Annotated in this window: 17 protein-coding genes; 8 read left to right on the top strand and 9 right to left on the bottom strand. The window is 64.3% G+C overall.

Annotated features, from left to right (window positions below; translation table 11 throughout):
- Positions 1–38 precede the first annotated feature (38 nt).
- Positions 39–719, top strand: coding sequence for a response regulator transcription factor (locus tag N7422_RS06835; protein ID WP_279805801.1), 681 nt, complete (start codon positions 39–41; stop codon positions 717–719).
- Positions 697–2088, top strand: coding sequence for a HAMP domain-containing sensor histidine kinase (locus N7422_RS06830; RefSeq protein ID WP_279805800.1), 1392 nt, complete (start codon positions 697–699; stop codon positions 2086–2088). Before N7422_RS06835 ends, N7422_RS06830 begins: the two co-directional genes overlap by 23 nt.
- 122 nt (positions 2089–2210) lie before the next feature.
- On the opposite strand, the gene cysS is transcribed toward N7422_RS06830, so the two are convergent.
- Both cysS and N7422_RS06820 read right to left on the bottom strand, forming a co-directional pair.
- Positions 2211–3593 carry a cysteine--tRNA ligase gene (gene cysS / locus N7422_RS06825; RefSeq protein ID WP_279805799.1) on the bottom strand — a complete coding sequence of 461 codons (1383 nt, stop codon included), beginning with the start codon at positions 3591–3593 and terminating at the stop codon, positions 2211–2213.
- 9 nt (positions 3594–3602) lie between these two features.
- The gene (locus N7422_RS06820; RefSeq protein WP_279805798.1) at positions 3603–5306 is read right to left on the bottom strand and encodes a glutamine--tRNA ligase/YqeY domain fusion protein; all 1704 of its coding nucleotides are present in this window, start codon (positions 5304–5306) and stop codon (positions 3603–3605) included.
- A gap of 247 nt (positions 5307–5553) precedes the next feature.
- Between N7422_RS06820 and N7422_RS06815 the strand changes: the two genes are divergently transcribed.
- Together N7422_RS06815 and N7422_RS06810 are read left to right on the top strand one after the other, a co-directional pair.
- Positions 5554–6051, top strand: coding sequence for a peptidylprolyl isomerase (locus N7422_RS06815; RefSeq protein ID WP_279805797.1), 498 nt, complete (start codon positions 5554–5556; stop codon positions 6049–6051).
- A complete protein-coding gene (locus N7422_RS06810; protein ID WP_279805796.1) occupies positions 6052–6774 on the top strand; it encodes a UDP-2,3-diacylglucosamine diphosphatase in 723 nt (240 codons plus the stop codon).
- A gap of 45 nt (positions 6775–6819) precedes the next feature.
- Here N7422_RS06810 and N7422_RS06805 read toward each other — a convergent pair whose 3' ends face one another.
- Positions 6820–9162 (bottom strand): penicillin acylase family protein, encoded by a 2343-nt coding sequence (locus N7422_RS06805; RefSeq protein ID WP_279805795.1) that lies wholly within the window; start codon positions 9160–9162, stop codon positions 6820–6822.
- Positions 9163–9334: 172 nt separating this feature from the next.
- Here N7422_RS06805 and N7422_RS06800 point away from each other — a divergent pair, with 172 nt between their 5' ends.
- On the top strand, positions 9335–9697 hold the full coding sequence (locus N7422_RS06800) for a fe2+ zn2+ uptake regulation protein (protein ID WP_279805794.1): 363 nt from the start codon (positions 9335–9337) through the stop codon (positions 9695–9697).
- A gap of 36 nt (positions 9698–9733) precedes the next feature.
- On the opposite strand, the gene N7422_RS06795 is transcribed toward N7422_RS06800, so the two are convergent.
- Complete coding sequence (locus N7422_RS06795) at positions 9734–9922, bottom strand: hypothetical protein (RefSeq protein ID WP_011533313.1); 189 nt, start codon at positions 9920–9922, stop codon at positions 9734–9736.
- A 454-nt stretch (positions 9923–10376) separates the two neighbouring features.
- Between N7422_RS06795 and N7422_RS06790 the strand changes: the two genes are divergently transcribed.
- Positions 10377–10757 (top strand): Mor transcription activator family protein, encoded by a 381-nt coding sequence (locus N7422_RS06790; RefSeq protein WP_279805793.1) that lies wholly within the window; start codon positions 10377–10379, stop codon positions 10755–10757.
- Positions 10758–10871: 114 nt separating this feature from the next.
- Here the strand turns inward: N7422_RS06790 and N7422_RS06785 are convergent, their stop codons facing one another.
- From N7422_RS06785 to N7422_RS06775, 3 genes are read right to left on the bottom strand one after another with little or no spacing between them, the layout of a single operon-like run.
- Positions 10872–14543, bottom strand: a complete 3672-nt coding sequence (locus N7422_RS06785; protein WP_279805792.1) for a translocation/assembly module TamB — start codon at positions 14541–14543, stop codon at positions 10872–10874.
- Positions 14543–16285 carry an autotransporter assembly complex protein TamA gene (locus N7422_RS06780; RefSeq protein WP_279805791.1) on the bottom strand — a complete coding sequence of 581 codons (1743 nt, stop codon included), beginning with the start codon at positions 16283–16285 and terminating at the stop codon, positions 14543–14545. The genes N7422_RS06785 and N7422_RS06780 overlap by 1 nt, the downstream gene beginning before the upstream one ends.
- Positions 16286–16338: 53 nt before the next feature.
- Positions 16339–16995 carry a GNAT family N-acetyltransferase gene (locus N7422_RS06775; RefSeq protein WP_279805790.1) on the bottom strand — a complete coding sequence of 219 codons (657 nt, stop codon included), beginning with the start codon at positions 16993–16995 and terminating at the stop codon, positions 16339–16341.
- Between the two features lie 163 nt (positions 16996–17158).
- On the opposite strand from N7422_RS06775, the gene xthA reads away from it, so the two are divergent.
- Positions 17159–17971: an exodeoxyribonuclease III gene (gene xthA / locus N7422_RS06770; protein WP_279805789.1), complete on the top strand. Its 813-nt coding sequence runs from the start codon at positions 17159–17161 to the stop codon at positions 17969–17971.
- 161 nt (positions 17972–18132) lie between these two features.
- Entirely contained in the window at positions 18133–19188 is a 1056-nt protein-coding gene (locus N7422_RS06765; protein WP_279805788.1) for a tetratricopeptide repeat protein, read from the top strand.
- Between the two features lie 15 nt (positions 19189–19203).
- Here the strand turns inward: N7422_RS06765 and N7422_RS06760 are convergent, their stop codons facing one another.
- Positions 19204–21192, bottom strand: a complete 1989-nt coding sequence (locus N7422_RS06760; protein WP_279805787.1) for a PAS domain-containing sensor histidine kinase — start codon at positions 21190–21192, stop codon at positions 19204–19206.
- 64 nt (positions 21193–21256) lie between these two features.
- Complete coding sequence (locus tag N7422_RS06755) at positions 21257–21715, bottom strand: nucleoside deaminase (RefSeq protein WP_279805786.1); 459 nt, start codon at positions 21713–21715, stop codon at positions 21257–21259.
- Positions 21716–21745: the final 30 nt, after the last annotated feature.

The raw sequence follows: 21745 nt of genomic DNA, 5'->3' as shown, positions 1-21745 counted from the left end.
GGCACAATCAAATCTCCATTCGCCGCCCAGGAACCAGCATGCCTCGCGTACTGACCATCGAAGACGACGCCGTCACCGCCCAGGAAATCGTCGCCGAACTGACCAGCCACGGCCTGGAAGTCGACTGGGCCGACAATGGCCGTGAAGGCCTGGCCAAGGCCATCGCCGGTGGCTACGAGCTGATCACCCTCGACCGCATGCTGCCCGAGGTCGACGGCCTGACCATCGTCACCACCCTGCGCAACCTCAAGATCACCACGCCAATCCTGATGATCAGCGCCCTGTCGGATGTCGATGAACGCGTGCGCGGCCTGCGTGCCGGCGGCGACGACTACCTGACCAAGCCGTTCGCCTCCGACGAAATGGCTGCCCGGGTCGAAGTGCTGCTGCGTCGCAACAGCGTACCGATGACCCAGACCCGCCTGCAGGTCGCGGATCTGGAGCTGGACCTGATCAGCCACGAAGCTCGTCGCGGCGAGCAGTCGCTGAACCTGCTGCCCACCGAATACAAGCTGCTCGAGTACCTGATGCGCCACTCCGGGCAGGTGATCACCCGGATGATGATCTTCGAGGAAGTCTGGGGCTACCACTTCGACCCTGGAACCAACCTGATCGACGTGCACATCGGCCGCCTGCGCAAGAAGATCGACTCGCCCGGCCAAAGCCCCCTGATCCGTACCGTGCGGGGTTCCGGCTATGCCATTGCCGAACCCGTCTAAGGGCTGGAGTTCCTCCACCAGCCGTCTGCTGGCGCTGTACAGCTTTCTGTTCGTGGCCTGGAGCAGCATCCTCATGGGGGTGCTGTACTTCGAGGTCACCAGCTACCTGAACAAGCTCACCCGCCACTCCATGCTGCAACGCCAGCACCTGTTCGCCCATATGAGCGGCAAGCAACTGGACGACGCGCTGATCGCCAGCCAGGCCTTCGAGGAGCGCAGCTTCGATGCCTACGGTCTGTTCGACCCGCAACTCAACCCCCTTGGCGGGCGAATCCGCACGATCCCCCCGGAGCTGGGCCTGGACGGCAAGGTCCATGAACTCAAGCGCTGCCTGGATGCCGACGACCCGCACCTGCCGCGCGACAGCTGCGACGCGGTGGCGATCAAGGTCCAGGATGGTCGCTGGCTGGTGCTGGTGCGCGACAACGGCTCGTTGTTCGTGGTCACCCGGATCATTCTCGACGCGCTGCTCTGGGGCATTTCCCTGACCCTGATTCCCGGCTTCGCCGGCTGGTACCTGCTGCGCCGCCGGCCACTCAAGCGCATCCGGGCGATCCAGGCCCAGGCCGAGCTGATCGTCGCGGGTGACCTGACCCATCGCCTGCCGGTGTCGGTGCGCCGCGATGAACTGGACATGCTGGCAGCCATCGTCAACGCAATGCTCGACCGCATCGAACGGCTGATGCATGAGGTCAAGGGGGTCTGTGACAATATCGCTCACGACCTGCGCACGCCGTTGACCCGCCTGCGTGCCCAGCTCTACCGCATCCGCCAGCAGAGTGGCGCCGACTCTGCCGAAGGCGAGGCACTGGATCAGGCGATCGGCGAGACCGATACGCTGATGGCGCGTTTCCGAGGGCTGCTGCGCATCAGCGAGCTGGAAGACCGCCAGCGCCGGGCCGGCTTCGTGCAGCTCGACCCGCAAGGGTTGCTGTTGGAGCTGCATGATTTCTACCTGCCGCTGGCCGAAGACGGTGGTATCCGCCTGCAACTGAAGCAGCCCGCGCAGTTGCCGGCGCTGCATGGTGACCGCGAGTTGCTGTTCGAGGCCCTGGCCAACCTGGTAGGCAACGCGATCAAGTTCACCCCGGAAGGTGGGCAGGTGCGAATCGAGGCAATCGAGGACGCTCATGGCGTGCAGATCGCCGTCGAGGACAGTGGGCCGGGGATTCCGGCGAATGAGCGCGAGGCGGTGCTGAAGCGGTTCTACCGCAGCGAGGAAGGTCATCGCCATCCGGGGTTCGGGCTGGGACTGTCGATCGTCGCGGCGATCGTCGACCTGCATGGGTTCGGGTTGGAGGTGGGTGCCAGCGAGCTGGGTGGGGCGAGATTGGTGTTGCATTGTCCATTGGCTGGGGTAGCTCAATAAAGAGCGGGGCCGCTTTGCGGCCCTTTCGCGACACAAGGCCGCTCCTACAGGGGTACCACGCAACCCTGTAGGAGCGGCCTTGTGTCGCGAAAGGGCTGCGCAGCAGCCCCAGTGGCGCTCGATCAGTCAGCCAGGCGCCAGGTGGTCGCGCCCTTGCTGTCTTCCAGCACCACGCCCATGGCCGTCAACTGGTCACGGATGCGGTCGGACTCGGCCCAGTTCTTGTCGGTACGCGCCTGCAGGCGCGCCTGGATCAGCGCCTCGACTTCAGCGGCGTCGACCTTGCCTTCGGCCCCCGCACGCAGGAAGTCATCAGCCTCCAGTTGCAGCACGCCCAGCACATCCCCCAGCTCACGCAGGCGGCCGGCCAAGCCGGCGGCGGCCTCCAGGTCGCTGTCGCGCAGTCGGTTGATCTCACGCACCAGGTCGAACAGCACGGCACAGGCTTCGGGAGTGCCGAAGTCGTCATTCATCGCCACGGTGAAGCGCTCGACGAACGCCTCGCCGCCCTTGGCCTCGAGACGCGGCAGGCCGCGCAGTGCGTGGTAGAAGCGCTCCAATGCACCCTTGGCATCGCGCAGGCTGTCTTCGGAGTAGTTGATGGCACTGCGGTAGTGGCTGGCCACCAGCAGGTAGCGCACCACTTCCGGGTGATATTTGTCGAGCACATCGCGAATGGTGAAGAAGTTGTTCAACGACTTGGACATCTTCTCGCCATTGATGCGGATCATGCCGCAGTGCATCCAGGCGTTGGCGTACGGCTTGCCGGTGGCCGCCTCGCTCTGGGCGATCTCGTTCTCGTGGTGCGGAAACTCCAGGTCGCTGCCGCCACCATGGATGTCGAAGCTTTCACCCAGGCAGCAGGTGGACATCACCGAGCACTCGATGTGCCAGCCAGGACGCCCCGGCCCCCACGGCGAATCCCAATACGGCTCGCCCGGCTTCACGCCCTTCCACAGAACGAAGTCCAGCGGATCCTGCTTGGCCTCGTCGACCTCGATCCGCGCGCCGATGCGCAGGTCCTCGATCTTCTTGCGCGAAAGCTTGCCGTAGCCGGCGAACTTGCCGACCCGGTAGTACACGTCGCCGTTGCCGGGAGCGTAGGCGTAACCCTTGTCGATCAGGGTCTGGATCATCGCGTGCATGCCAGCGATATGGTCGGTGGCACGGGGCTCCTGATCCGGCGGCAGGATGTTCAGGCGGCGTTCGTCCTCGTGCATCGCGTCGATCATCCGGGCGGTCAGCGCATCGAACGACTCGCCGTTCTCGTTGGCCCGGTTGATGATCTTGTCGTCGATGTCGGTGATGTTGCGCACATAGGTCAGCTCATAGCCGCTCTTGCGCAGCCAGCGGGTGACCAGGTCGAAGGCCACCATGCTGCGGCCGTGCCCAAGGTGGCAATAGTCGTACACGGTCATGCCGCACACGTACATGCGCACCTTGTTGCCATCCAGCGGCTTGAAGGTTTCCTTCGTCTTGCTCAGCGTGTTGTAGATGGTAAGCACGGGTAATCCTTAGCTGCCCCAGGAGTCACGCAGGGTGACGGTGCGGTTGAACACCGGACGGCCCGGCTGGCTGTCCTTGAGGTCGGCGCAGAAGTAGCCTTCACGCTCGAACTGGAAGCGGTCTTCAGGCGCCGCCTGGCCCAGCGACGGCTCGGCGCGGCAACCGCTGAGCACCTGCAGCGAGTCGGGGTTGATGTTGTCGAGGAAGCTGCCGCCGTCTTCGGTCTTCTCCGGGTTGGCGGAGCGGAACAGGCGATCGTACAGGCGCACTTCGCACTCGACGCTGCCTTCGGCCGGCACCCAGTGGATCACGCCCTTGACCTTGCGGCCCTCGGGGTTCTTGCCGAGGGTGTCCGGGTCGTACGAGCAGCGCAGCTCGACGATGTTGCCGTCGGCGTCCTTGATCGCCTCGTCGGCGCGGATCACATAGCTGCCGCGCAGGCGCACCTCACCGGCCGGCTCCAGGCGCTTGTAGCCCTTCGGCGGCTCTTCCATGAAGTCATCGCGGTCGATGTACAGCTCACGGGCGAACGGCAGTACGCGCACGCCCATGTCTTCCTTCGGATGACGCGGCAGTTCGAGCTGTTCGACCTGGCCCTCGGGGTAGTTGGTGATCACCACCTTCAGCGGGCGCAGCACGCACATCGCGCGTGGCGCGGTGCGGTCGAGGTCGTCACGGATGCTGAACTCGAGCATCGACATGTCGACCACGCCATCGGAACGGTTGGTGCCGATCATCTCGCAGAAGTTGCGGATCGAGGCTGGGGTGTAGCCGCGGCGGCGGTAGCCGGACAGGGTCGACATGCGCGGGTCGTCCCAGGCCTGGACGTGGCCTTCGTCGACCAGCTGCTTGAGCTTGCGCTTGGAGGTGATGGTGTAGTTCAGGTTCAGGCGGCTGAACTCGTACTGGCGCGGATGCGCCGGCACCGGCAGCTTGTCGAGGAACCAGTCGTACAGCGGGCGGTGGCTTTCGAACTCCAGGGTGCAGATCGAATGGGTGATGCCTTCGATGGCGTCCGACTGACCGTGGGTGAAGTCGTAGTTGGGGTAGATGCACCACTTGTCACCGGTCTGGTGGTGGTGGGCGTGGCGGATACGGTACAGGATCGGATCGCGCAGGTTCATGTTCGGCGAGGCCATGTCGATCTTGGCCCGCAGCACACGCTCGCCGTCCTTGAACTCGCCAGCCTTCATGCGCGCGAAGAGATCGAGGTTCTCTTCGACGCTACGCTCGCGGAACGGGCTGTTCTTGCCCGCCTCGGTCAGACTGCCGCGGTACTCCTTGGCCTGCTCGGGAGTGAGGTCGCAGACATAGGCATTGCCCGACTTGATCAGGTCCACGGCCCAGTCGTGCAGCTGCTCGAAGTAATCCGAGGCGTAGCGCACCGGGCCCGCCCACTCGAAGCCCAGCCACTTGACGTCACGCTGGATGGAGTCGATGTACTCCTGGTCTTCCTTGGCCGGGTTGGTATCGTCGAAACGCAGGTGACAGACGCCGCCGAATTCCTTGGCCAGGCCGAAGTTGACGCAGATCGACTTGGCGTGACCGATATGCAGGTAGCCATTGGGCTCCGGCGGGAAACGGGTGACGATGCTCTGGTGCTTGCCCGCGTCCAGGTCGGCCTGGACGATCGGCCGCAGGAAGTTCACAGGGACGGCGGGGGCGCCTTTGGCAGCGGCGTTTGGCGCGTTGTCGGCAGTGGGCTTGCTCATAGTGTCCTTGAATGCAGGTAGCCGGCCGGGTAGGCCGATTGAATCAAAGCGCCTATCATAGCCGAAGCAGTCAAGCTGCTGACAGCCGGAGCACTGACAAAGTGGCGCGTTTTGTCGCCGCAGCGGTCTACAATCCGGCAAAATCACCACCCAGTGGCGTGTGTCGCGTTTGCCTGATCCTGCGTCAGGTTAACCGAGCGCAGCGCGCACCCTATTTCCCGTATGCCTTGAAAGAGCGAATTTCAGCATGTCCAAAGTCAAACTGATCACCAACCACGGCGACATCGTCCTGCAACTGGATGCCGAAAAAGCCCCGCTGACCACCGAGAACTTCGTTCAGTACGTCAAGGAAGGCCACTACGACGGCACCGTCTTCCATCGCGTGATCAAGGGCTTCATGATCCAGGGCGGCGGTTTCGAGCCAGGCATGAGCCAGAAGAAGACCCGCGCCAGCATCCAGAACGAAGCTGACAACGGCCTGAAAAACACCAAGTACAGCATCGCCATGGCCCGTACCATGGAGCCGCACTCGGCCTCGGCGCAGTTCTTCATCAACGCCTCCGACAACGACTTCCTCAACCACAGCGGCAAGAACGTGCAGGGCTGGGGCTACGCGGTATTCGGCGAAGTCACCGAAGGCCGTGAAGTGGTCGACGCCATCGAAAAGGTCGCCACCGGTTCCAAGGCCGGCCACCAGGACGTGCCGAAAGACGACGTGATCATCGAGAAAGCCGAGATCATTTGAGTGATCCTGCTGATCTCCGATCTGCACCTGCAAGAAGAACGCCCGGACATCACCCGGGCGTTTCTTGATCTGCTCGACGGCCGCGCCCGGCACGCCAAGGCGCTGTACATCCTTGGCGATTTCTTCGAGGCGTGGATCGGCGACGATGCCATGACGCCGTTCCAGCAGTCGATCTGCACGGCCCTGCGCCGGCTCAGCGACAGCGGCACGGCGATCTACCTGATGCACGGCAACCGCGACTTCCTCATCGGCCAGGCGTTCTGCGAGGCCGCTGGCTGCACGCTGCTGGACGACCCCTGCGTCGTCGAACTTGGCGGCGAAGCGGTATTGCTGATGCACGGCGACACCCTGTGCACCCGCGATGTGGGCTACATGAAGCTGCGCCGCTACCTGCGCAATCCGCTGAGCCTGTGGATCCTGCGGCATCTGCCGCTGGCCACGCGACAGAAACTGGCGCGCAAGCTGCGCAGCGAAAGCCAGTCGCAAACACGCATGAAGAACACCGAGATCGTCGACGTCACCCCGGACGAAGTGCCCAAGGTGATGGCGGCGCACGGCGTACGCACCCTGGTGCACGGCCACACTCATCGCCCGGCCATCCACAAACTGGTGGTCGACGGCCAGCCGGCAAGGCGCATCGTCCTGGGAGACTGGGATCGACGTGGCTGGGCCTTGCAGGTGGATGAACAGGGCTTCCAGCTGGCCCCGTTCGAGTTCGCCTGAACAACCCCGCCCCCACGGCTCTCGTGGGAGCGGAGTTGCCCTGCCCTATTCCCGGGTGCTCGCCACCTGCGCCTTGTCCCGCTCGCTGATCACATATTGCCGATATTGCGGATCGGCCTTGATCTGCGCTTCGGTAAACGGAATCGGCGCCAGTTGCTTGGCCGCGAACGCCCTCGTTTGATCGCCGGCATGGGCCGATGCCGCCTCGCTCGACAGCGAGAACGCCAGCAGTCCCTGGGCTTCGGGCCCGCGCTCGGTGAAGCTGACCACCTGCAGATAGCTCGAACCGCTGACCACCAGGCGCTTGCCCGGCCCGACCGGTATGCTCACCATCGCGTTGTACACACCCAGCGCCTGCGGCCCCCCCGGCACCGGCGTGCCGTCCGCGGCCTGCTGAATCTGCCCCCAGCGCTGGTCGGCGGTCACACCGGCCTGCCGCACCGTCTCGACCGAAGCCAACGCGGCCTCGCGCAGCAACTTGCCGACCGCGGCCTGCTCTACCGCCAGGCCGCGCGGCGTATGCAGCGGGTCGGCTGCATCGAATGGCACGCGCCAGCTTTCCGGGTGCTGCAACAGCACGTCAAAGATATTTTCGAAGTGAACCAGGCCGATGCCACTGTCCTGATCGGCCTTGCCGTTCCAGGCTGCCAGGCTGTCGCACACGCCTTTCAGGTCAGCCGCCACGCCTTTGCACCATTGCAACAGGTCCGGCAAGACCAGGCTCGCCAGGTAGACCTCGTCGCCGAACACCATGTCCTGCAACTCGGCGGCACCGAGCTTGCCGTTGCCCTGCAGACGCTGCAGGGCAAAGCGGCTGCGCATGCCCAGTGGCTGGTCGGCACGACTGACCAGCGGCGAGAAGCCGGTCAATGGCTGCGCCGGATTGGCCATCCATGCCGAATCATTGGCATGCTGGACGTAATCACGACGCTCGAGGTTCGGCAGCAGGTGCGCCGGGAAGATGCCTGGCTGCGCCGCCTGCGCATCGACCTTCCACTGGCAGGCACTGCGCGAGCCATCGAGCACCACCAGCGGGCCTGAGCCCTCCGGGTTGCTGCACTGTTCGAGCATGGCCTGATCGACATAGGGCACCACCGACTGGTTCAGGTACAACGCATGGCCGGCGCTGTCCACGGCCAGGGTGTTGACCCATGGGATACCCTGCAGCTGCGCGACCGATGCTTTCAGTGTGTCGAGACTATCGGCGCGGTTGATCCGGTACCACTGCTGCAGCACCCGGGTGTTGTCCAGGTTGGCATCGCGCAGGCTGAAGGCCGCCTGCCGATCCCAGTCCAGTTGCCCCGGCATCTGCACCACAGGCCCGAACCTCGACACGTAGATCGTTCGCTCGACCTGGTCCAGGGTGCCATTCTCGGCCTTGACCGTGACACTCAGGGTCTGGCGCTCGAGCGGCACGGATGCGCCATCGTACAGATAGCGGGTCGAGTCCTTGGGATCGAGTTGCAGCCGGTACAGCGTGAAATGCTTCGAGGTATCGACGGTGTGCGTCCAGGCCAGGTGCCGGTTGAAGCCGATGTTGACCACCGGCAGCCCCGGCAATGCAGCGCCCATCACATCGAGCTGGCCCGGAATGGTCAGTTGCATCTGGTAGAAGCGCAAACCGCCAACCCACGGGAAGTGAGGGTTGGCCAACAACAGGCCGCGGCCATTGGCCGAACGCTCCGCCCCCACGGCGACCGCGTTGCTGCCGCGTTCGGCGGCAAAGCGCGCCTGGCGTGCCAACGCGGCGCTGTAGTCGACCACGGGCCGTTGTGCCGCCAGCTCGGGAGGTGTCGCTGCCACCACCGCCTCGGCAAACTGACCGACGCCACCTTCGGCCAGCAAGCGCCGGGTCAGCTTGACCAGATCGCGACTGGTGATCGGGCGCACCCACTCGCCCGTCCCGCATTCAGCCGGTAATCCCTGCGCCCTGCGCTCGCCCAGTGCACGGTTATAGCCACTGGCGTAACCGTCCAGAAGCTCACGCACCGCCGCCGGCTGGGCCTGCAGGAATCCGTCGACGGGGTCTGGACGATTGAGCCAGGTAAAGAACAGGTCACTGGAAAGATTGTCGCGTTGCTCGATGGTCTTGCCTGCGCCGCCGAAATAACGAGAGCGCTCGCCATTGACCGTCAGTACCTCCCCGGCCAGCAGGCAGAGGTTGTCCTGGGCATAGGCGTAGCCGATGCCGTAGCCCAGGCCGCGCTCATCCTTGGCCAGGATATGCGGCACGCCGAAACTGGTGCGACGGATCTGCGCGGAGGCATCGCCAGCCGCTTCCCGGGCCTGGGCGGTCAGGCTGGAGGCAACCAGGGCAGCCGCAAGGCCAACGCGAAACAGGGGACGCGAAAGATGGGTCACAGGCACTCCTCGTGCAATCGGGGTCATCCCGAACAGACGAGTGGCCGGATGAAAATTTTACGGCCCAGGGTCGGCTGTAACGTTTTCAACAGAACGTGTCAGATTTTTTTCAACGGGGACTGCAGTTTTGCCGATCTCATTCGTCTTATGTAGTGAGGCACCCATGATTTCGGGACAGTCCACGAAAAGGAGCATTCACATGTATAACCCGCAACAGTCCCTGCCGGCCGAGCACAGCGGTGGTCAAAGCCACGGCGGGCAGGCGGAACGCCTGGGCAACGAGCAGATCCGCGAGCTGCTGCGCGCCTATGGGCTGCGCACCAGCCTGATCCGCCTGAAGGTCATCGACGCACTGCATACCGCCGACCGCAACGGCCGCAGCATCGGTGTGCGCGGGGTGCACGCGCAACTTGAACAGCTGGACATTCCCCTGTCGTTCCTGAGCGTGCGCGAAGTGCTCAAGCGCTTGTGCAGCGAAGGCGTCATCAGCCTCGGCAACGACAAGTGCTACAGCCTCAATCCCCAGGCCCGGGCCGTGCTCGAGCAACCCGCCTCGCGTTGAGCCCATGGCCGGCATGGATACGCCGGCCCGCCTGGGTCAGGGCTTGACCTTGCGCCGCAGGATCCCATTGATCACCACCACGACCACCGCAATGGCAATGGCGATGTATTGGAACGTCTGCTCGCTGATCGTCCCCTGCTTTTGCAGGTAACTTAGGCCGAGCATGATTCCCAGCACTACCAGGATGATCAGGATCGAGTATTTCAGGCGCTGCACATGTGTCATCGGAAGTTCCTTGCGACATCGGGGGACATGAGGCTCCCACGGAGCCGGCGACATGATACCTCGCAACCTTTTCCTACGCCGAAATTCCTGCCAGCGCGTATTTTTTTATCCTCACCCTCCAGCCCTTTCACTGCCCTCCCCGCTGCCGGCGCCCCTGGGAGCATTTCCCATGCACTTGCATAGGTATGCGCACCCAAAATGCCATCATGGAAAGCCTTCTCTGCGTGGTTTGGGGCTTGCAGAGCAGGGGTGAAGGCATTTCCTACGCAGAATTGGGCTGCTGCCTGCACTCAACAAGATGCAAAGGCTACAAACCCCGGTCCGATTCCCGCCTAGCGACCTGCTCCGATGCTGTTCGAGAATCGAGTCAAGCCACCCCGACGGTGGCGCCTCGCGACGTCCAGCTTCATGGGCCAGGCGTCAGGTAAACCGACATAGCCAAAGGAAGTCCTGCATGGAAATGCCAGACCTGAGCAACATCGAGACCACCCAACTCCCTCACTCGCTGCAGTCGCTGATCGAATGCATCGGCCTTGAAAACGCCTACCGATTGACCTGTACCTTCGGTGGTCGCCCAAAGTACATTCCCAAGCATCGTGATCGCACCAAGCTGGCCGATGTGCTGCCACCCGAGGCGCTCGACGCCTTGATCCAGCGCTTTGCCGGCCTGGCCCTGGAAATTCCCAAGCCAGACCATTTCCAGCGCCAACTGCGCAACCAGCAAATCCAGAAAGAGAGCGCCAGCGGCCTGTCCCGCAGCCTGCTCGCCGACAAGTACGGATTGAGTCTGCGCCAGATCGGCAATATCCGTCGCCAGGACTGCCATGCCCGCTGAAGTCACGCGCCAGGCACCGACCACTGCACCGCAGCGCCAGATCAGGCAAAAGGTAGTTGGATCAGAGATATCCGCAACCGGCCTTCGATGGCCGGTGCGGATCAGGACACGCGTCTAGAAATCGCGCTTGTAGAAGATGTCCAGCGAACTGGCCAGGCCGCTGGCGGCTTCAAGATAGACTTTCTTGCTCAGCTTGTAGCGCAAGGCGATGGTGTTGGCAGGCTCGAACACCCCAACGCCATAGCGCAAGCTCAAGCGCTCGGTCAGGTTGCCACTGGCCACTACGCTGGTGGTATTGCCCGAGCCCTGGGTATCGAGCTGGAAGTCATCGATGCCCAGGTTCGACGCCAGGCTTCCCGTCAGGCCTGAACTTCCCATCAACCCCAGCCCCAAGGCAGCCTCGGCCAACATGTTGCTGTCTTCGCCCGAGCCGCCCAGCGGCCTGCCAAGCACCAGGTACGACAGGGCCTGCTCCTGGCTCATCGCCGGTTCGGAGAACACCTTGGTGGTCGGCTGCTCGGCGCTGCCGCTAAGACGAATGCCGGCGATCACATCGTCAACCTGACGAATCGCTTCGATATCCAGGTATGGCTGATCGATCGGCCCGGCGAACAGCAGCCGTGCGCGGCGAATGGTCAGGCGCTGGCCATAGGCCCGGTATCGCCCGTCCGCCAGGTTCAGCTCGCCTCGAGTGTCGAGGTTGTCGCCGATATGGACATGGCCCAGCAGATTGGCGGTCAGGCCAAAACCGCTGAACGACAGCTTGTCGCTGCCAACATCGACATCAATGTCCATGGCCACCGCCATGGGTGCCTTGCCCTCCTCGGTCTGGTGACCGACGATCACCGTGTCGTCCGAGACCTTCACCGTGGAAGGCGGCAGCTCGCGAACCGTGATCTTGCCTTTGGGGACCCGCACCTTGCCGGTGACCGCTAGCTTGTCGTCGACCAGGCGAATGGTCAGGTCGGGCGCCACTTCCAGTGCGGCGTAGGGTTCCACGCTCACCGGCAGTTGCTGGCCCTGCAGGCGCAAGTCCAGCCCCAGCACCTGCCCCCAGGTCAGTTGCCCCGTGAGCTGCCCGCGTCCGGCGTCACCACTGCGCCAGTTGCCGTCGAGCTGGACATGCTCGCCGGCGATCAGTGCCTGCAGCGACAGATCTTCCAGACTGACCGGCAGTTCGGCACCGCTGACCTGCCCGCCACTCAAGGCCAGGTTGCCATTGACCTGCGGCGCCAGCAGACTGCCGGAAAGACGACCGCTGCCATTGAGTTGACCGGCCAGGCGCTCGACCATCGGCAGGAATGGTCTGATGACCGAGAGATCCAGCCCGGCCAGGCGGAACTCACCGGACAATGGCTTGTTTCGACCCAGGGGGTCGAGTCGGGTGCTCAGGTCGAGCTCGCCCAGGCGCTCGCCGCGGAAGTTCAGGCGTGTATCGACCCGACGTGGCGCCAGGGTGCTGTCCAGGCGCAGTACCTGGTATGGGAAGTCGATCCAGCGACCCTTGTCGCGCACGCGCAAGGTCCCGCCGCTGGCGTCGACACGGATGCTGCCCTTGGGCCCGGCGGCCGGAATGTCGAGGTTGATGTCGGCATTGAGCAACCCTTGCCAGGCGAAATCCTTGGGCAGCCATTGCGCCAGGCTGTCCAGCGGGAACTGCTTGAGGTGGTAGCGCAGTCGAGGCTCCGGCGCCAGGCGCTGGTCGTCGCCACACAGGCTTGCCTGACCGGAGCGCCAGCAGTGGGCGCCAAAGTCCAGCTGACCACTGGCCAGGCGCTGCAGACGCGCGGGCGCCTGCAGTTGCCAGTCCTGGCCACCGGCCTGGATACGTCCGCTGGCCAGGCGTCCACGCCAATCGCCTTTGTTCAAGGCGCCGTCGAGGGCCATGTCCAGCTTGAGTTGCGGACCATCGAGGGCCAGTGTCGTCGCCTGCTGGCGGATATCGCCCTTGCCCTGCAGCTTGAGGTTGCCCAGCGCCGTGTCGCCCAGGCGAATGGTGCCCGCCTCGAGCAGAAGTTGCCCACGCTGGGCACTGTCCAGCCGCGCCTCCAGCTGCAGGCGCTGAATCCGGTTTTCCGCCTGGGCGAGCTGCTGGCCCTGCACAGTCAGGGTGCCTTGTGGCGCCGCCAGGGTGCCGGCCAGGTCAAGACGGCCCTTGACCTGGCCCTGCAACTGCGGCCATAGCTGGCCCAAGCGCGGCAAGTCGAGGTCGATCCGTCCGGCCAGGCGCTGCTGCAGGCTGGCACTGCCGTTGATCTGGTTGGCCCCCAGTTGCACGGCAAGGCTGCCCAAGGTCCAGTTTTCACCTGCACCATCGGCGTCGACCTTGAGCATCGCCGGCTGCCCGCGCAGGCGCCCTTTCAGATCGAGCTGAGCCTTGAGCTTGAGAGTCTCGTTCTTCAGTTCGCCCTGGCTGCGCAACGGGCCAGCGAGTGTACCTGGCAGCTCCGCCAACCAGTAGGCTGGGTCGAGCGCAGACAGTTGCAGGTCGACATCCCAGGCCAGGGTATCGGCGAAGCGCAGCGCGACACTGCCGGCAGCCTTGCCTTGCCCCGCATTCAAGGCGAGCTGCGGCAGGCGTATCTGGGTCAGATCGCCCTCGAACGGGCTGGCCAGGTTGAAGGCACCCGCCGGGCCATCCAGATCGCCCTTGAACGCCCCCTTGTAGGTGCCGTCGCGGTACTGCACCTGCGCATTGAAGCGCTTCAGCGTGACCTGGGGCGCCGCTTCCATCGGGTAGAGTCGCAGCCAGGGGAAATCCAGCCAGTCGACGCTGGCGTCGGCGCTCAACCCTTGGTGCCAGTGCGCGCTGGCTTGCAGCTTCACGCGCTGGCTGTCACTGGCATTGAGATCCAGCGCCGCAAGCTGGGCCCCTTTGGCGTCGACCTTGCCGGCCAGCACCAGGCCGATCGGCCCCTGCTCGGCGGGCAGCGTGGCGCCACCGGTGAGCTGATAGCCCTTGAGCAGGTCGCCCTGGGCATCGAGGCGCAGCTGGTTCAGCTGCAGCGTATCGGGCAGGCTGGTAGCCGGCTTGAAGGCGTCGGCGCGAATGCTCAAGCGCGCTGGCAGGTGCTCGGCCAATGCCTGTAGCTCGCCGTTCAGCCGCGCCTGCAGATAACCACTGCTGATGGCATCCAGTACAAGAGTCTTCTGCAATTCACCCTTGGCGTGCAGTGCCAGCTGCCAGGCCTTGCCTTCGACCTCTGGCAGCTGCAACGTGCCTTGCAGCTCCACCGGCCAGTCGCCCTCAGGCTGCAGATCGCCGGCAAGATCAAGCCGCAGGTCATCACGCTGCAGTTTCAGGGAGTCCACACGCAGGCCTGTCGATGTCCAATGTGCGGCGAGCTGAAGATCTGCCAACAAGTCGCTGCCGTCCAGGCGCAGCTGACCCACCTTGAGCTCACCCAGCTCGATGGCCAGGGGCAGGCGCAAGCCCGGTAGCTGCAGCGGGTCGCTGTCGGGCTGGGGCTCGCCGGGCGCGAAGGCCATGTCGATACGTTCGGCCTGCAGCCGCTCGATGCACAAGGTGGCACGCAACAGGCAGCCAGGCGACCAGGTCAGCTGTGGCGCCTGCAGTTCGACCCGATTGCCGCCATCGATCCAACGCAGCTGGCCTGCTTGCCAGCTGCCGCCCAGCCGACCGCTGAAATCGCTGACCTCTAGCCCCGGCACCCGCTCCAGCAGCCAACGGCTGCCGGCCTGGGTGCCCAGCACCATTCCCAGCGCCAGGACGAACAATGCCAGCAGGCCAAGCACCGCGAGCAGGACGATTCTGAACATGCGCATCACAGCTCGGGCCCCATGGAAAAGTGCAGACGAAAACCACCGTCGTCATCCAACGCGCGGGCCAGGTCCAGGCGCAGCGGCCCGACCGGAGAAACCCAACGCACGCCAATACCGACGCCGGTCTTGAGGCTGGGCAGCTCCAGGGAGTTGAACGAGTTGCCCTGATCGATGAAGGTGGCCAACCGCCATTTCTCGGCGATCGAGTATTGATACTCGGCACTGCCGGCCACCAGATAACGGCCGCCAATGCGGTCGCCCTGGCTGTTCTTCGGCGACAGCGACTGGTAGTCGTAGCCTCGCACGCTCTGGTCGCCACCGGCGAAGAAGCGCAGCGACGGCGGCACATTCTGCTGATAGCCGTTGGTGGCACTGCCGCCGAACTGCACCCGCCCGAGCAGACGATGGTTCTGCCCCAGCGTGGTCAGCCCCTTGAGCAGCACGTTGCCATGCACCAGGTTGGTGTCCGAACCCAGACCCTCCTTGGCCGCTTGCAGGTCAAACTGCAGGCGGTAGCCATTGTGCGGGTCGATGCGGTTGTCACTGCGCAGGTAGGAGAAGCTGACGCCCGGCATCAGCAGGTTGCTCAGACCCGAGTCGTCGCCCAGGCGATACTCTTCACGCTGGTACTTGAGCGAGATCACCCGCTGCCAGCCGCTGGGCAGCTTGCTGTGCCATTCAGGGCCGACGGTGAGCAACTTGCTCAGGGTGTCCGTGCCGGAGATGTCTTCGTTCTGGTAGCCGCCAGCGAACCGCAGCTTGTCGGTCAGCGGCGGGTCGAGGGGGATGTCGTACCACAGCCCGACGTTCTGTCGTGGTGCCGACAGTTCGGTTTCCCAACCGTAGCTGTGGCCTTGCGGGTTGACCCAGTGACGGGTCCAGTTGGCCTTGCCGCGCGGACCGACGTCGGTCGAGAAACCCAGGCCCAGGCCCATGGTGCGCGGTTTGCGGGTATCGAGGTGGACGTCCACGGGAATGTCCTGGCCCACTGCGGCAGTGGGCGCCGCGTCCACGCGCACGCCTTCGAAATAGCCGCTGGACTGCAGGTCATTGTTGAGTTCGGCGATCAGTTCCGAATCGTAAGGGGTGCCGGGCTTGAACGAGACCATGCGCTGCAGCAGGTCGTTATCCAGCGGCGTGTCGCCGCCGAAGGTCACCGCGCCGAGCCGGTAGCGCGGCCCGCTCTGGTAGATGAGTTCGATATCGGCCACCCCGGCCTGAGGGTCGATCGCCAGGCGCTGGCGCTCGAAGCGACCGCTGAAAAAGCCGTAGCGCGAGGCCTGGTTCTGGATCAGCCGCTTGGCGTCCTCGTACGTGCCATGATTGAGCTGCTCGCCAGGACGCAACGCCTTGCTGTCAGGAATCCGGAACACCTTCAGCTCACTGGCCGGCCCTTCGATCCGCACGGTGACGTTGCGCAAGTGCACCGGTTCGCCGGGCTCGACCCGGATGATCAGTTGCGGGGGCTTGTCCTTCTCGCTCGGCGGCTTGACCTCGGTGTCGATCCGCGCCTGGTAATAGCCCAATGCCTGGGCCGCCTTGCGCGCCTGCTCCTCGGCCCCACGGCTGAAACGCAGCAGTGCCTCTTCGTCGCGGTCGCCGAGGCTGCCGATATAGCCTTCGATATTGGACTTGAGTGCCTTGTTGGCGGGTTTGACCCGCACCAGCAATTCGCTCTGCGCCCATGCCATGGAGCTGGCGGCCAATAGCAACAGGCCCCAGCCAAGTCTTCCTGAATACGTCATGCCGCGCATGCTACCAGAGCACAAGGTTCAACGGAGCGGTTGGTAAATGCCTGTCACAGGTTTGAGATCTTGGATGACACTGGATTGGGATGAAAGAACACCCGCTCCCGGATTGGCCCTACAGCAATCTCACCAATCTCCTGATAACCCTGCCGCTCATAGAACGCCAGGTAATGTGCATTGCCGGTATCCAGCACCACGCCTTCGGTGGTCGGGTCCTCGGCGCACCAGTCGTGCACCGCTTGCAGCAGTTGCTCGCCATAGTGTCGGCCCTGGAATTGCGGGTGGACCCCCAACAACGGCAAGACATGCACCGACTCGCCCGGCAGACAGCCGGCCAGCGCGGCCTGGTAATCCAGATAGCGCCGGGTACAGCGCAGCCCGGTGCCAAGGATCATGCGCAGGCGCCAGGCCCAGCTGTCGGCCACACCCAGGCGCCGTTGCGGTGGCACGATCAGCGCCAGGCCGACCAGCCGGTCCTCCACCAGCAGGCCGATGGCCGGCAGTTGCAGGTAAAAATGCTGACGCGCCCATTCACGCACCATCACTCTCAAACGACGTTCATACCCTGGACGCTGAGCCTCGAACAACCAGGCGAAAGTCGGTTCGTGACGGTAGGCATGATAGAGCAGCGAGCGCGCTTCACGCGCATAGCCTTGGTCCAGCAGGCAGACCTTGGCGGGAGCTGCAGTGGCAGTGGCATCGGGCATCGCGGGCGACCTCCTGGAATGGGCATTACATTGCCTTGGAGGTGCTCCACTGCGCTTCGTTCACCTCCCCCAGCACGTTAGCAGCGCCCGCACCACGGCGCCACGCTGGCCGTGACGGGCGATGTCGGCTAGCATCCGAGGCTTTTACCAGGATCATCTTTCCATGAAGATCGTCTCGTTCAACATCAACGGCCTGCGCGCCCGCCCCCACCAGCTGGCGGCCTTGATCGAAAAGCACCAGCCGGACGTGATCGGCCTGCAGGAAACCAAGGTCAGCGACGAGCAGTTCCCCTTGGCCGACGTCGAGGCGCTCGGCTACCACGTGCATTATCACGGCCAGAAAGGCCACTACGGCGTCGCCCTGTTGTCGCGGGAGAAGCCTCTGTCGTTGTTCAAAGGCTTTGCCAGTGACGAAGAAGAAGCCCAGCGCCGCTTCATCTGGGGCACCTTCGCCGACCGCGACGGCACGCCGATCACCGTGATGAATGGCTACTTCCCCCAGGGCGAAAGCCGCGACCATCCCACCAAGTTCCCGGCCAAGCAGCGTTTCTACAGCGACCTGCAGGCGCTGCTGGAGAACGAGTTCCAGAACAGTCAGCCGGTGGTGGTGATGGGCGACCTGAACATCTCGCCCCAGGATTGCGATATCGGCATCGGCGCGGACAATGCCAAGCGCTGGCTCAAGACCGGCAAGTGCAGCTTCCTGCCCGAGGAGCGCGAATGGATGGAGCGGCTCAAGGGCTGGGGGCTGGTCGACAGCTTCCGGCATCTGCACCCGGAGGTGGCCGACCGCTTCAGCTGGTTCGACTACCGCAGTCGTGGCTTCGAGGACGACCCCAAGCGCGGCCTGCGCATCGATCTGATCATGACTTCTCAGGGATTGCTGCCACGGTTGAAGGCGGCAGGGGTCGACTATGAGCTGCGCGGGATGGAGAAACCTTCGGACCATGCGCCGATCTGGCTCGAATTGAGCTGAGTCGGATCGCGGTGTTGCGAATGCCGGCTTTGCAAGGTCCCGTGCCAGGATGACCGTCGAAGCCGGCAGCCACCGGTAGCGGCCAGGCCCGCGCCCGTGGACGTTGCATTTGCCCCCCTCCTGCCCCAAGCTCTGTCGTTCCCGCCGCCACGGACCGTCCGATGCCCAGACGCCCCCTCATCCTGATCGCCCTGCTGCTGCTGATTCTGCTGCCAGTCACGATCGGTTACCTGTGGCGCGCCCCGCAACCGGCACCGCCCAGTCTGCCGCCCCACAGCTATGCCAAGGCGCTGCGCCAGGCCCATGACGGCCAACCGGGCGCGGCACGGGTGCTGTATCAACAGCTGCAACGCGACGACCTGCCACCGATCCGCCGCGCCGCGCTGTTCGCCGAACTGCCCAACTACCCCTCACCCCAGGCCCTGAAACTGGCAAGCCAGGACCTCGAACACGCCGACCCCATTGTCCGTCGCGCAGCCATCGCCAGCATTCGGGGGCTCATACCCGCGTCTCAGCGCAGCCTGGTACTGGGCCCGCTGCTCGAGGATGACGAGCAGAGCGTGCGCTTTGCCGCCGTGGACGCGCTGCTGGGGCTCGACCCCGACGCCATCGGCCTGTACTTCGGACCGTTGCAGGATGCCCTGGAGCAGTACGAACAGACCCTGGAGCGGCAGCCGGACGATGCCGCGGCACAGGTGCACCTGGCCAGGCTGTACATGCACGAGCAGGCGTTCGAGCCCGCGACCAGGGCGCTGCAGCGCAGCCTGGCCCTGGCCCCCGACAACCTGGATGCCCTGGCTACCCAGGTACGTCTGCTCGAACGCCAGGAGCAGCACGATGCTTCCCGGGAAATCCTGGCCAAGGCGCTGGCCCTGCGCCCCGACTCGGCGTTCCTGCAATATGAACTGGGCTTGTGGCTGATTCGCCACCAGCAGCAGGAATATGCCCTGCTCGCCCTGTCACGGGCCGTCGAACTGGAGCCGGACAACAGCGATTATCGCTATACCCTCGCCACCACCCTGCACCAGCTGGAGCAGGTCGATGCCGCGCAACAGCAGCTGGAAGCCGTACTCAGCCGCGAACCGGCCAATCGCCGGGCGCGGGTGCTGCTCATCCAGTATTGGAAAGAGACCGGCCAACTGCAGAACGTCCAGGTGCTGCTGGCCGAACTGGAGCGACAGAACCCGGACGACCCGTTCCTCCAGCAAGGCCTTTGAGGCAGCCGCTGACCGTCAGGGTTGCAGCATCCGCAGCACCTGCGCGACCAGGGTCTCCAGCGAAAAGGGCTTGAGCAACAGTGCGGTGCCAGGCTCATCCAGCAATACCTGCTCCACCGGATCCTCGGTAAAGCCGGTGATGAACAGGATTTTCTGTTCGGGCTTGATCAAGCGCAGCGCCCTGGCGACCTGACTGCCGCTGAAGCCCCCCGGCAAGCCGATATCGGTGATCACCAGGTCGAAAGGTTCACCATGGCGGAACTGCCCCAGCGCGCTGTTGGCATCGGGCACGTCGCACACCTCGAAGCCATGCTCGACCAGTGCCTCCTTCATCACCCCGCGCAGATTGATCTCATCATCGACCAGCAGCAGTCTTTCACCCCGCGCCTGCGGCAAGGGCACTTCCGAGTAATCCGGCTCCGGCAGGCTGCCGGCATAACGAGGGAACATCAGCACCACTCGAGTGCCCTGATCCGGCTTCGACTCGATCCAGATCTGCCCGCCCGACTGGCGGACGAAACCATGCACCATCGGCAGCCCGAGCCCCACCCCCTGCCCTGGCGGCTTGGTGGTGAAGAACGGCTCGAAGGCCCGCGCGACATCCTGCTGCGACATGCCGTGGCCGTTGTCTTCAATGTAAATCGCGACATAATCGCCCGCCGCCAGAGCACTGCGCTCATCGGTCGTTTCGACAAGCCGCTCATTGGCAGTGCGGATCGACACCACCCCTCGGCCAAGTGAGGCGTCGCGGGCATTGCTGCACAGGTGCAGCAATGCGTTGCGTAACTGGTCGGCATCGAGCAACACCGGCCAGGGCGCCACGTCGAGCTGGCACTGCAGGCGCATCTCGCTGCCGAGGGACTGCTGCAACAACGGCGTGACCTGCCGCATCAGTCGATTGACGTCCAACGGGCGCGGCGACAAAGGCTGGCTACGGGCAAAGGCCAGCAGGTTCTGGGTCAGGGCTATGGCCCGCTGGGCGCATTCGTGGGCCATCTGCACGTAACTTTCAACACGCTCCATGCGTCCTTGGCCGATGCGCCGCTCCAGCAGTTCCAGGCTGCTGCCGACCCCTGACAAGACATTGTTCATCTCGTGCGCCAGGCCGCCCGCCACCTTGACCACGGTTTCCATGCGCTGACTTTCGCGCATCGCCGCCTCGGCCCGAAGCTGGATGGCCTGACGATCGTCGGTGATGTCCCGGGCGACCAGCATCGGCATCGACTGATCCGCCACGCCATGGCAACGGAACCAACGATAATGACCGTCGCAATGGCGGATGCGCGCCTCCACGGGCGCCACGGCCTTGCCCTGCAGCAGCGCCATCAACGCCAGCCGCGCCTCGGTACGATCGGCAGGGTGGAACAGTTCCGGCAGCGCCACCCCGAACTGTTCCTCGACGCGCCAGCCCAGCAAACGCTGCCACGTCGGATTGGCCATGCGCAGACGCAGGTCGACGTCGAGCATCAGCATCACGTCCGGAGACAATTGCCAGGTATGCTCAGGGTCGGCCAGGTAGTTCAGCAGCCGGGCTTCGAACGATTGGGCCAGTTCCCGCCACTCATGGCTGGTCTCGACACTCGCGGTGGTGTCGATCAACGCATGCAGGAACCCGGCAACGCGGCCCTGATCATCGCGAATCGGTGAATAGCACCCCGTGACCCACACTGTTTTCACCACGCCGGCCCGCTCGACTTGCAGCGGCGCATCCTCCAGCACGCAGCCCTGCCCTTGGAGGACCTTGAACACCGTGGACCCGATGCTGTCCCAGGCGCGCGCCCAGAGCATGTCGAAACGCCCTCCCTGGTGATCGCCCGGACTACCGAGCAACGCCTGGTAGGCGTCGTTGTGAATGAGGGTCATTTCCGGCCCCCAGACCAAGGCGCACGGAAACGGCGACAACAGCAGCATGTCCACGGCAATGCGCAGGGCGGGCGGCCACTGCGACAAGGGCCCCAGCGGCGTGCAGCGCCAGTCGAAGGAGGCGATGGCCTTGTGGTGCATGATGGCTTCGGTTGCCGGAGGGGCCAGGTGAACGACCTGAATGCTTCCGGGCGAAGGGTCCAGGTCAGCGGCCAATGTCTTCATTCCACAGCTGCGGATGATTCTCGATGAACTGTTTCATCAGGGCCTTGCAGGTTTCGTCGTGGCGCACATCCAGTTTCACCCCCCGGCTTTGCAGCAACTGCTCCTCGCCCATGAATGTCTGGTTCTCGCCTACCACCACATGCTTGATGCCGTAGAGCAGGATCGCGCCACTGCACATGGCGCAGGGTGACAAGGTGGTATAGAGGGTCGCGTCCTTGTAGACGCTGGCGGGCTGACGCCCGGCATTTTCCAGTGCGTCCATTTCGCCATGGAGGATAGCGCTACCGCTCTGCACCCGGCGGTTGTGCCCGCGGCCGATGATCCGGCCATCGTGCACCAGCACCGAGCCGATCGGAATACCGCCTTCGGCCAATCCCTTGCGTGCTTCGTCGATGGCTGCCTGCATGAATGCCGCAGTTGCGGAGGTGGCCTGTTCCATGGAGTCTCCCGTTGATGCGTCTGGTGCGCA

The sequence above is a fragment of the Pseudomonas sp. GD04091 genome (genome assembly GCF_029836165.1).
In the GTDB taxonomy this organism is placed as follows: Bacteria; Pseudomonadota; Gammaproteobacteria; order Pseudomonadales; family Pseudomonadaceae; genus Aquipseudomonas.
The sequence above is the reverse complement of the archived record's forward strand: the minus strand, read 5'-3'. Positions and strand labels throughout refer to the sequence as shown.

Excerpts from the sequence above, each read along its gene's own strand:
- N7422_RS06835 (WP_279805801.1), top strand. The coding sequence starts at position 39 with ATGCCTCGCGTACTGACCATCGAAGACGACGCCGTCACCGCCCAGGAA.
- N7422_RS06830 (WP_279805800.1), top strand. The coding sequence starts at position 697 with ATGCCATTGCCGAACCCGTCTAAGGGCTGGAGTTCCTCCACCAGCCGT.
- N7422_RS06820 (WP_279805798.1), bottom strand. The coding sequence starts at position 5,306 with ATGAGCAAGCCCACTGCCGACAACGCGCCAAACGCCGCTGCCAAAGGC.
- N7422_RS06815 (WP_279805797.1), top strand. The coding sequence starts at position 5,554 with ATGTCCAAAGTCAAACTGATCACCAACCACGGCGACATCGTCCTGCAA.
- N7422_RS06805 (WP_279805795.1), bottom strand. The coding sequence starts at position 9,162 with ATGACCCCGATTGCACGAGGAGTGCCTGTGACCCATCTTTCGCGTCCC.
- N7422_RS06800 (WP_279805794.1), top strand. The coding sequence starts at position 9,335 with ATGTATAACCCGCAACAGTCCCTGCCGGCCGAGCACAGCGGTGGTCAA.
- N7422_RS06795 (WP_011533313.1), bottom strand. The coding sequence starts at position 9,922 with ATGACACATGTGCAGCGCCTGAAATACTCGATCCTGATCATCCTGGTA.
- N7422_RS06790 (WP_279805793.1), top strand. The coding sequence starts at position 10,377 with ATGGAAATGCCAGACCTGAGCAACATCGAGACCACCCAACTCCCTCAC.
- N7422_RS06785 (WP_279805792.1), bottom strand. The coding sequence starts at position 14,543 with ATGCGCATGTTCAGAATCGTCCTGCTCGCGGTGCTTGGCCTGCTGGCA.
- N7422_RS06780 (WP_279805791.1), bottom strand. The coding sequence starts at position 16,285 with ATGACGTATTCAGGAAGACTTGGCTGGGGCCTGTTGCTATTGGCCGCC.
- N7422_RS06775 (WP_279805790.1), bottom strand. The coding sequence starts at position 16,995 with ATGCCCGATGCCACTGCCACTGCAGCTCCCGCCAAGGTCTGCCTGCTG.
- xthA (WP_279805789.1), top strand. The coding sequence starts at position 17,159 with ATGAAGATCGTCTCGTTCAACATCAACGGCCTGCGCGCCCGCCCCCAC.
- N7422_RS06765 (WP_279805788.1), top strand. The coding sequence starts at position 18,133 with ATGCCCAGACGCCCCCTCATCCTGATCGCCCTGCTGCTGCTGATTCTG.
- N7422_RS06760 (WP_279805787.1), bottom strand. The coding sequence starts at position 21,192 with ATGCACCACAAGGCCATCGCCTCCTTCGACTGGCGCTGCACGCCGCTG.
- N7422_RS06755 (WP_279805786.1), bottom strand. The coding sequence starts at position 21,715 with ATGGAACAGGCCACCTCCGCAACTGCGGCATTCATGCAGGCAGCCATC.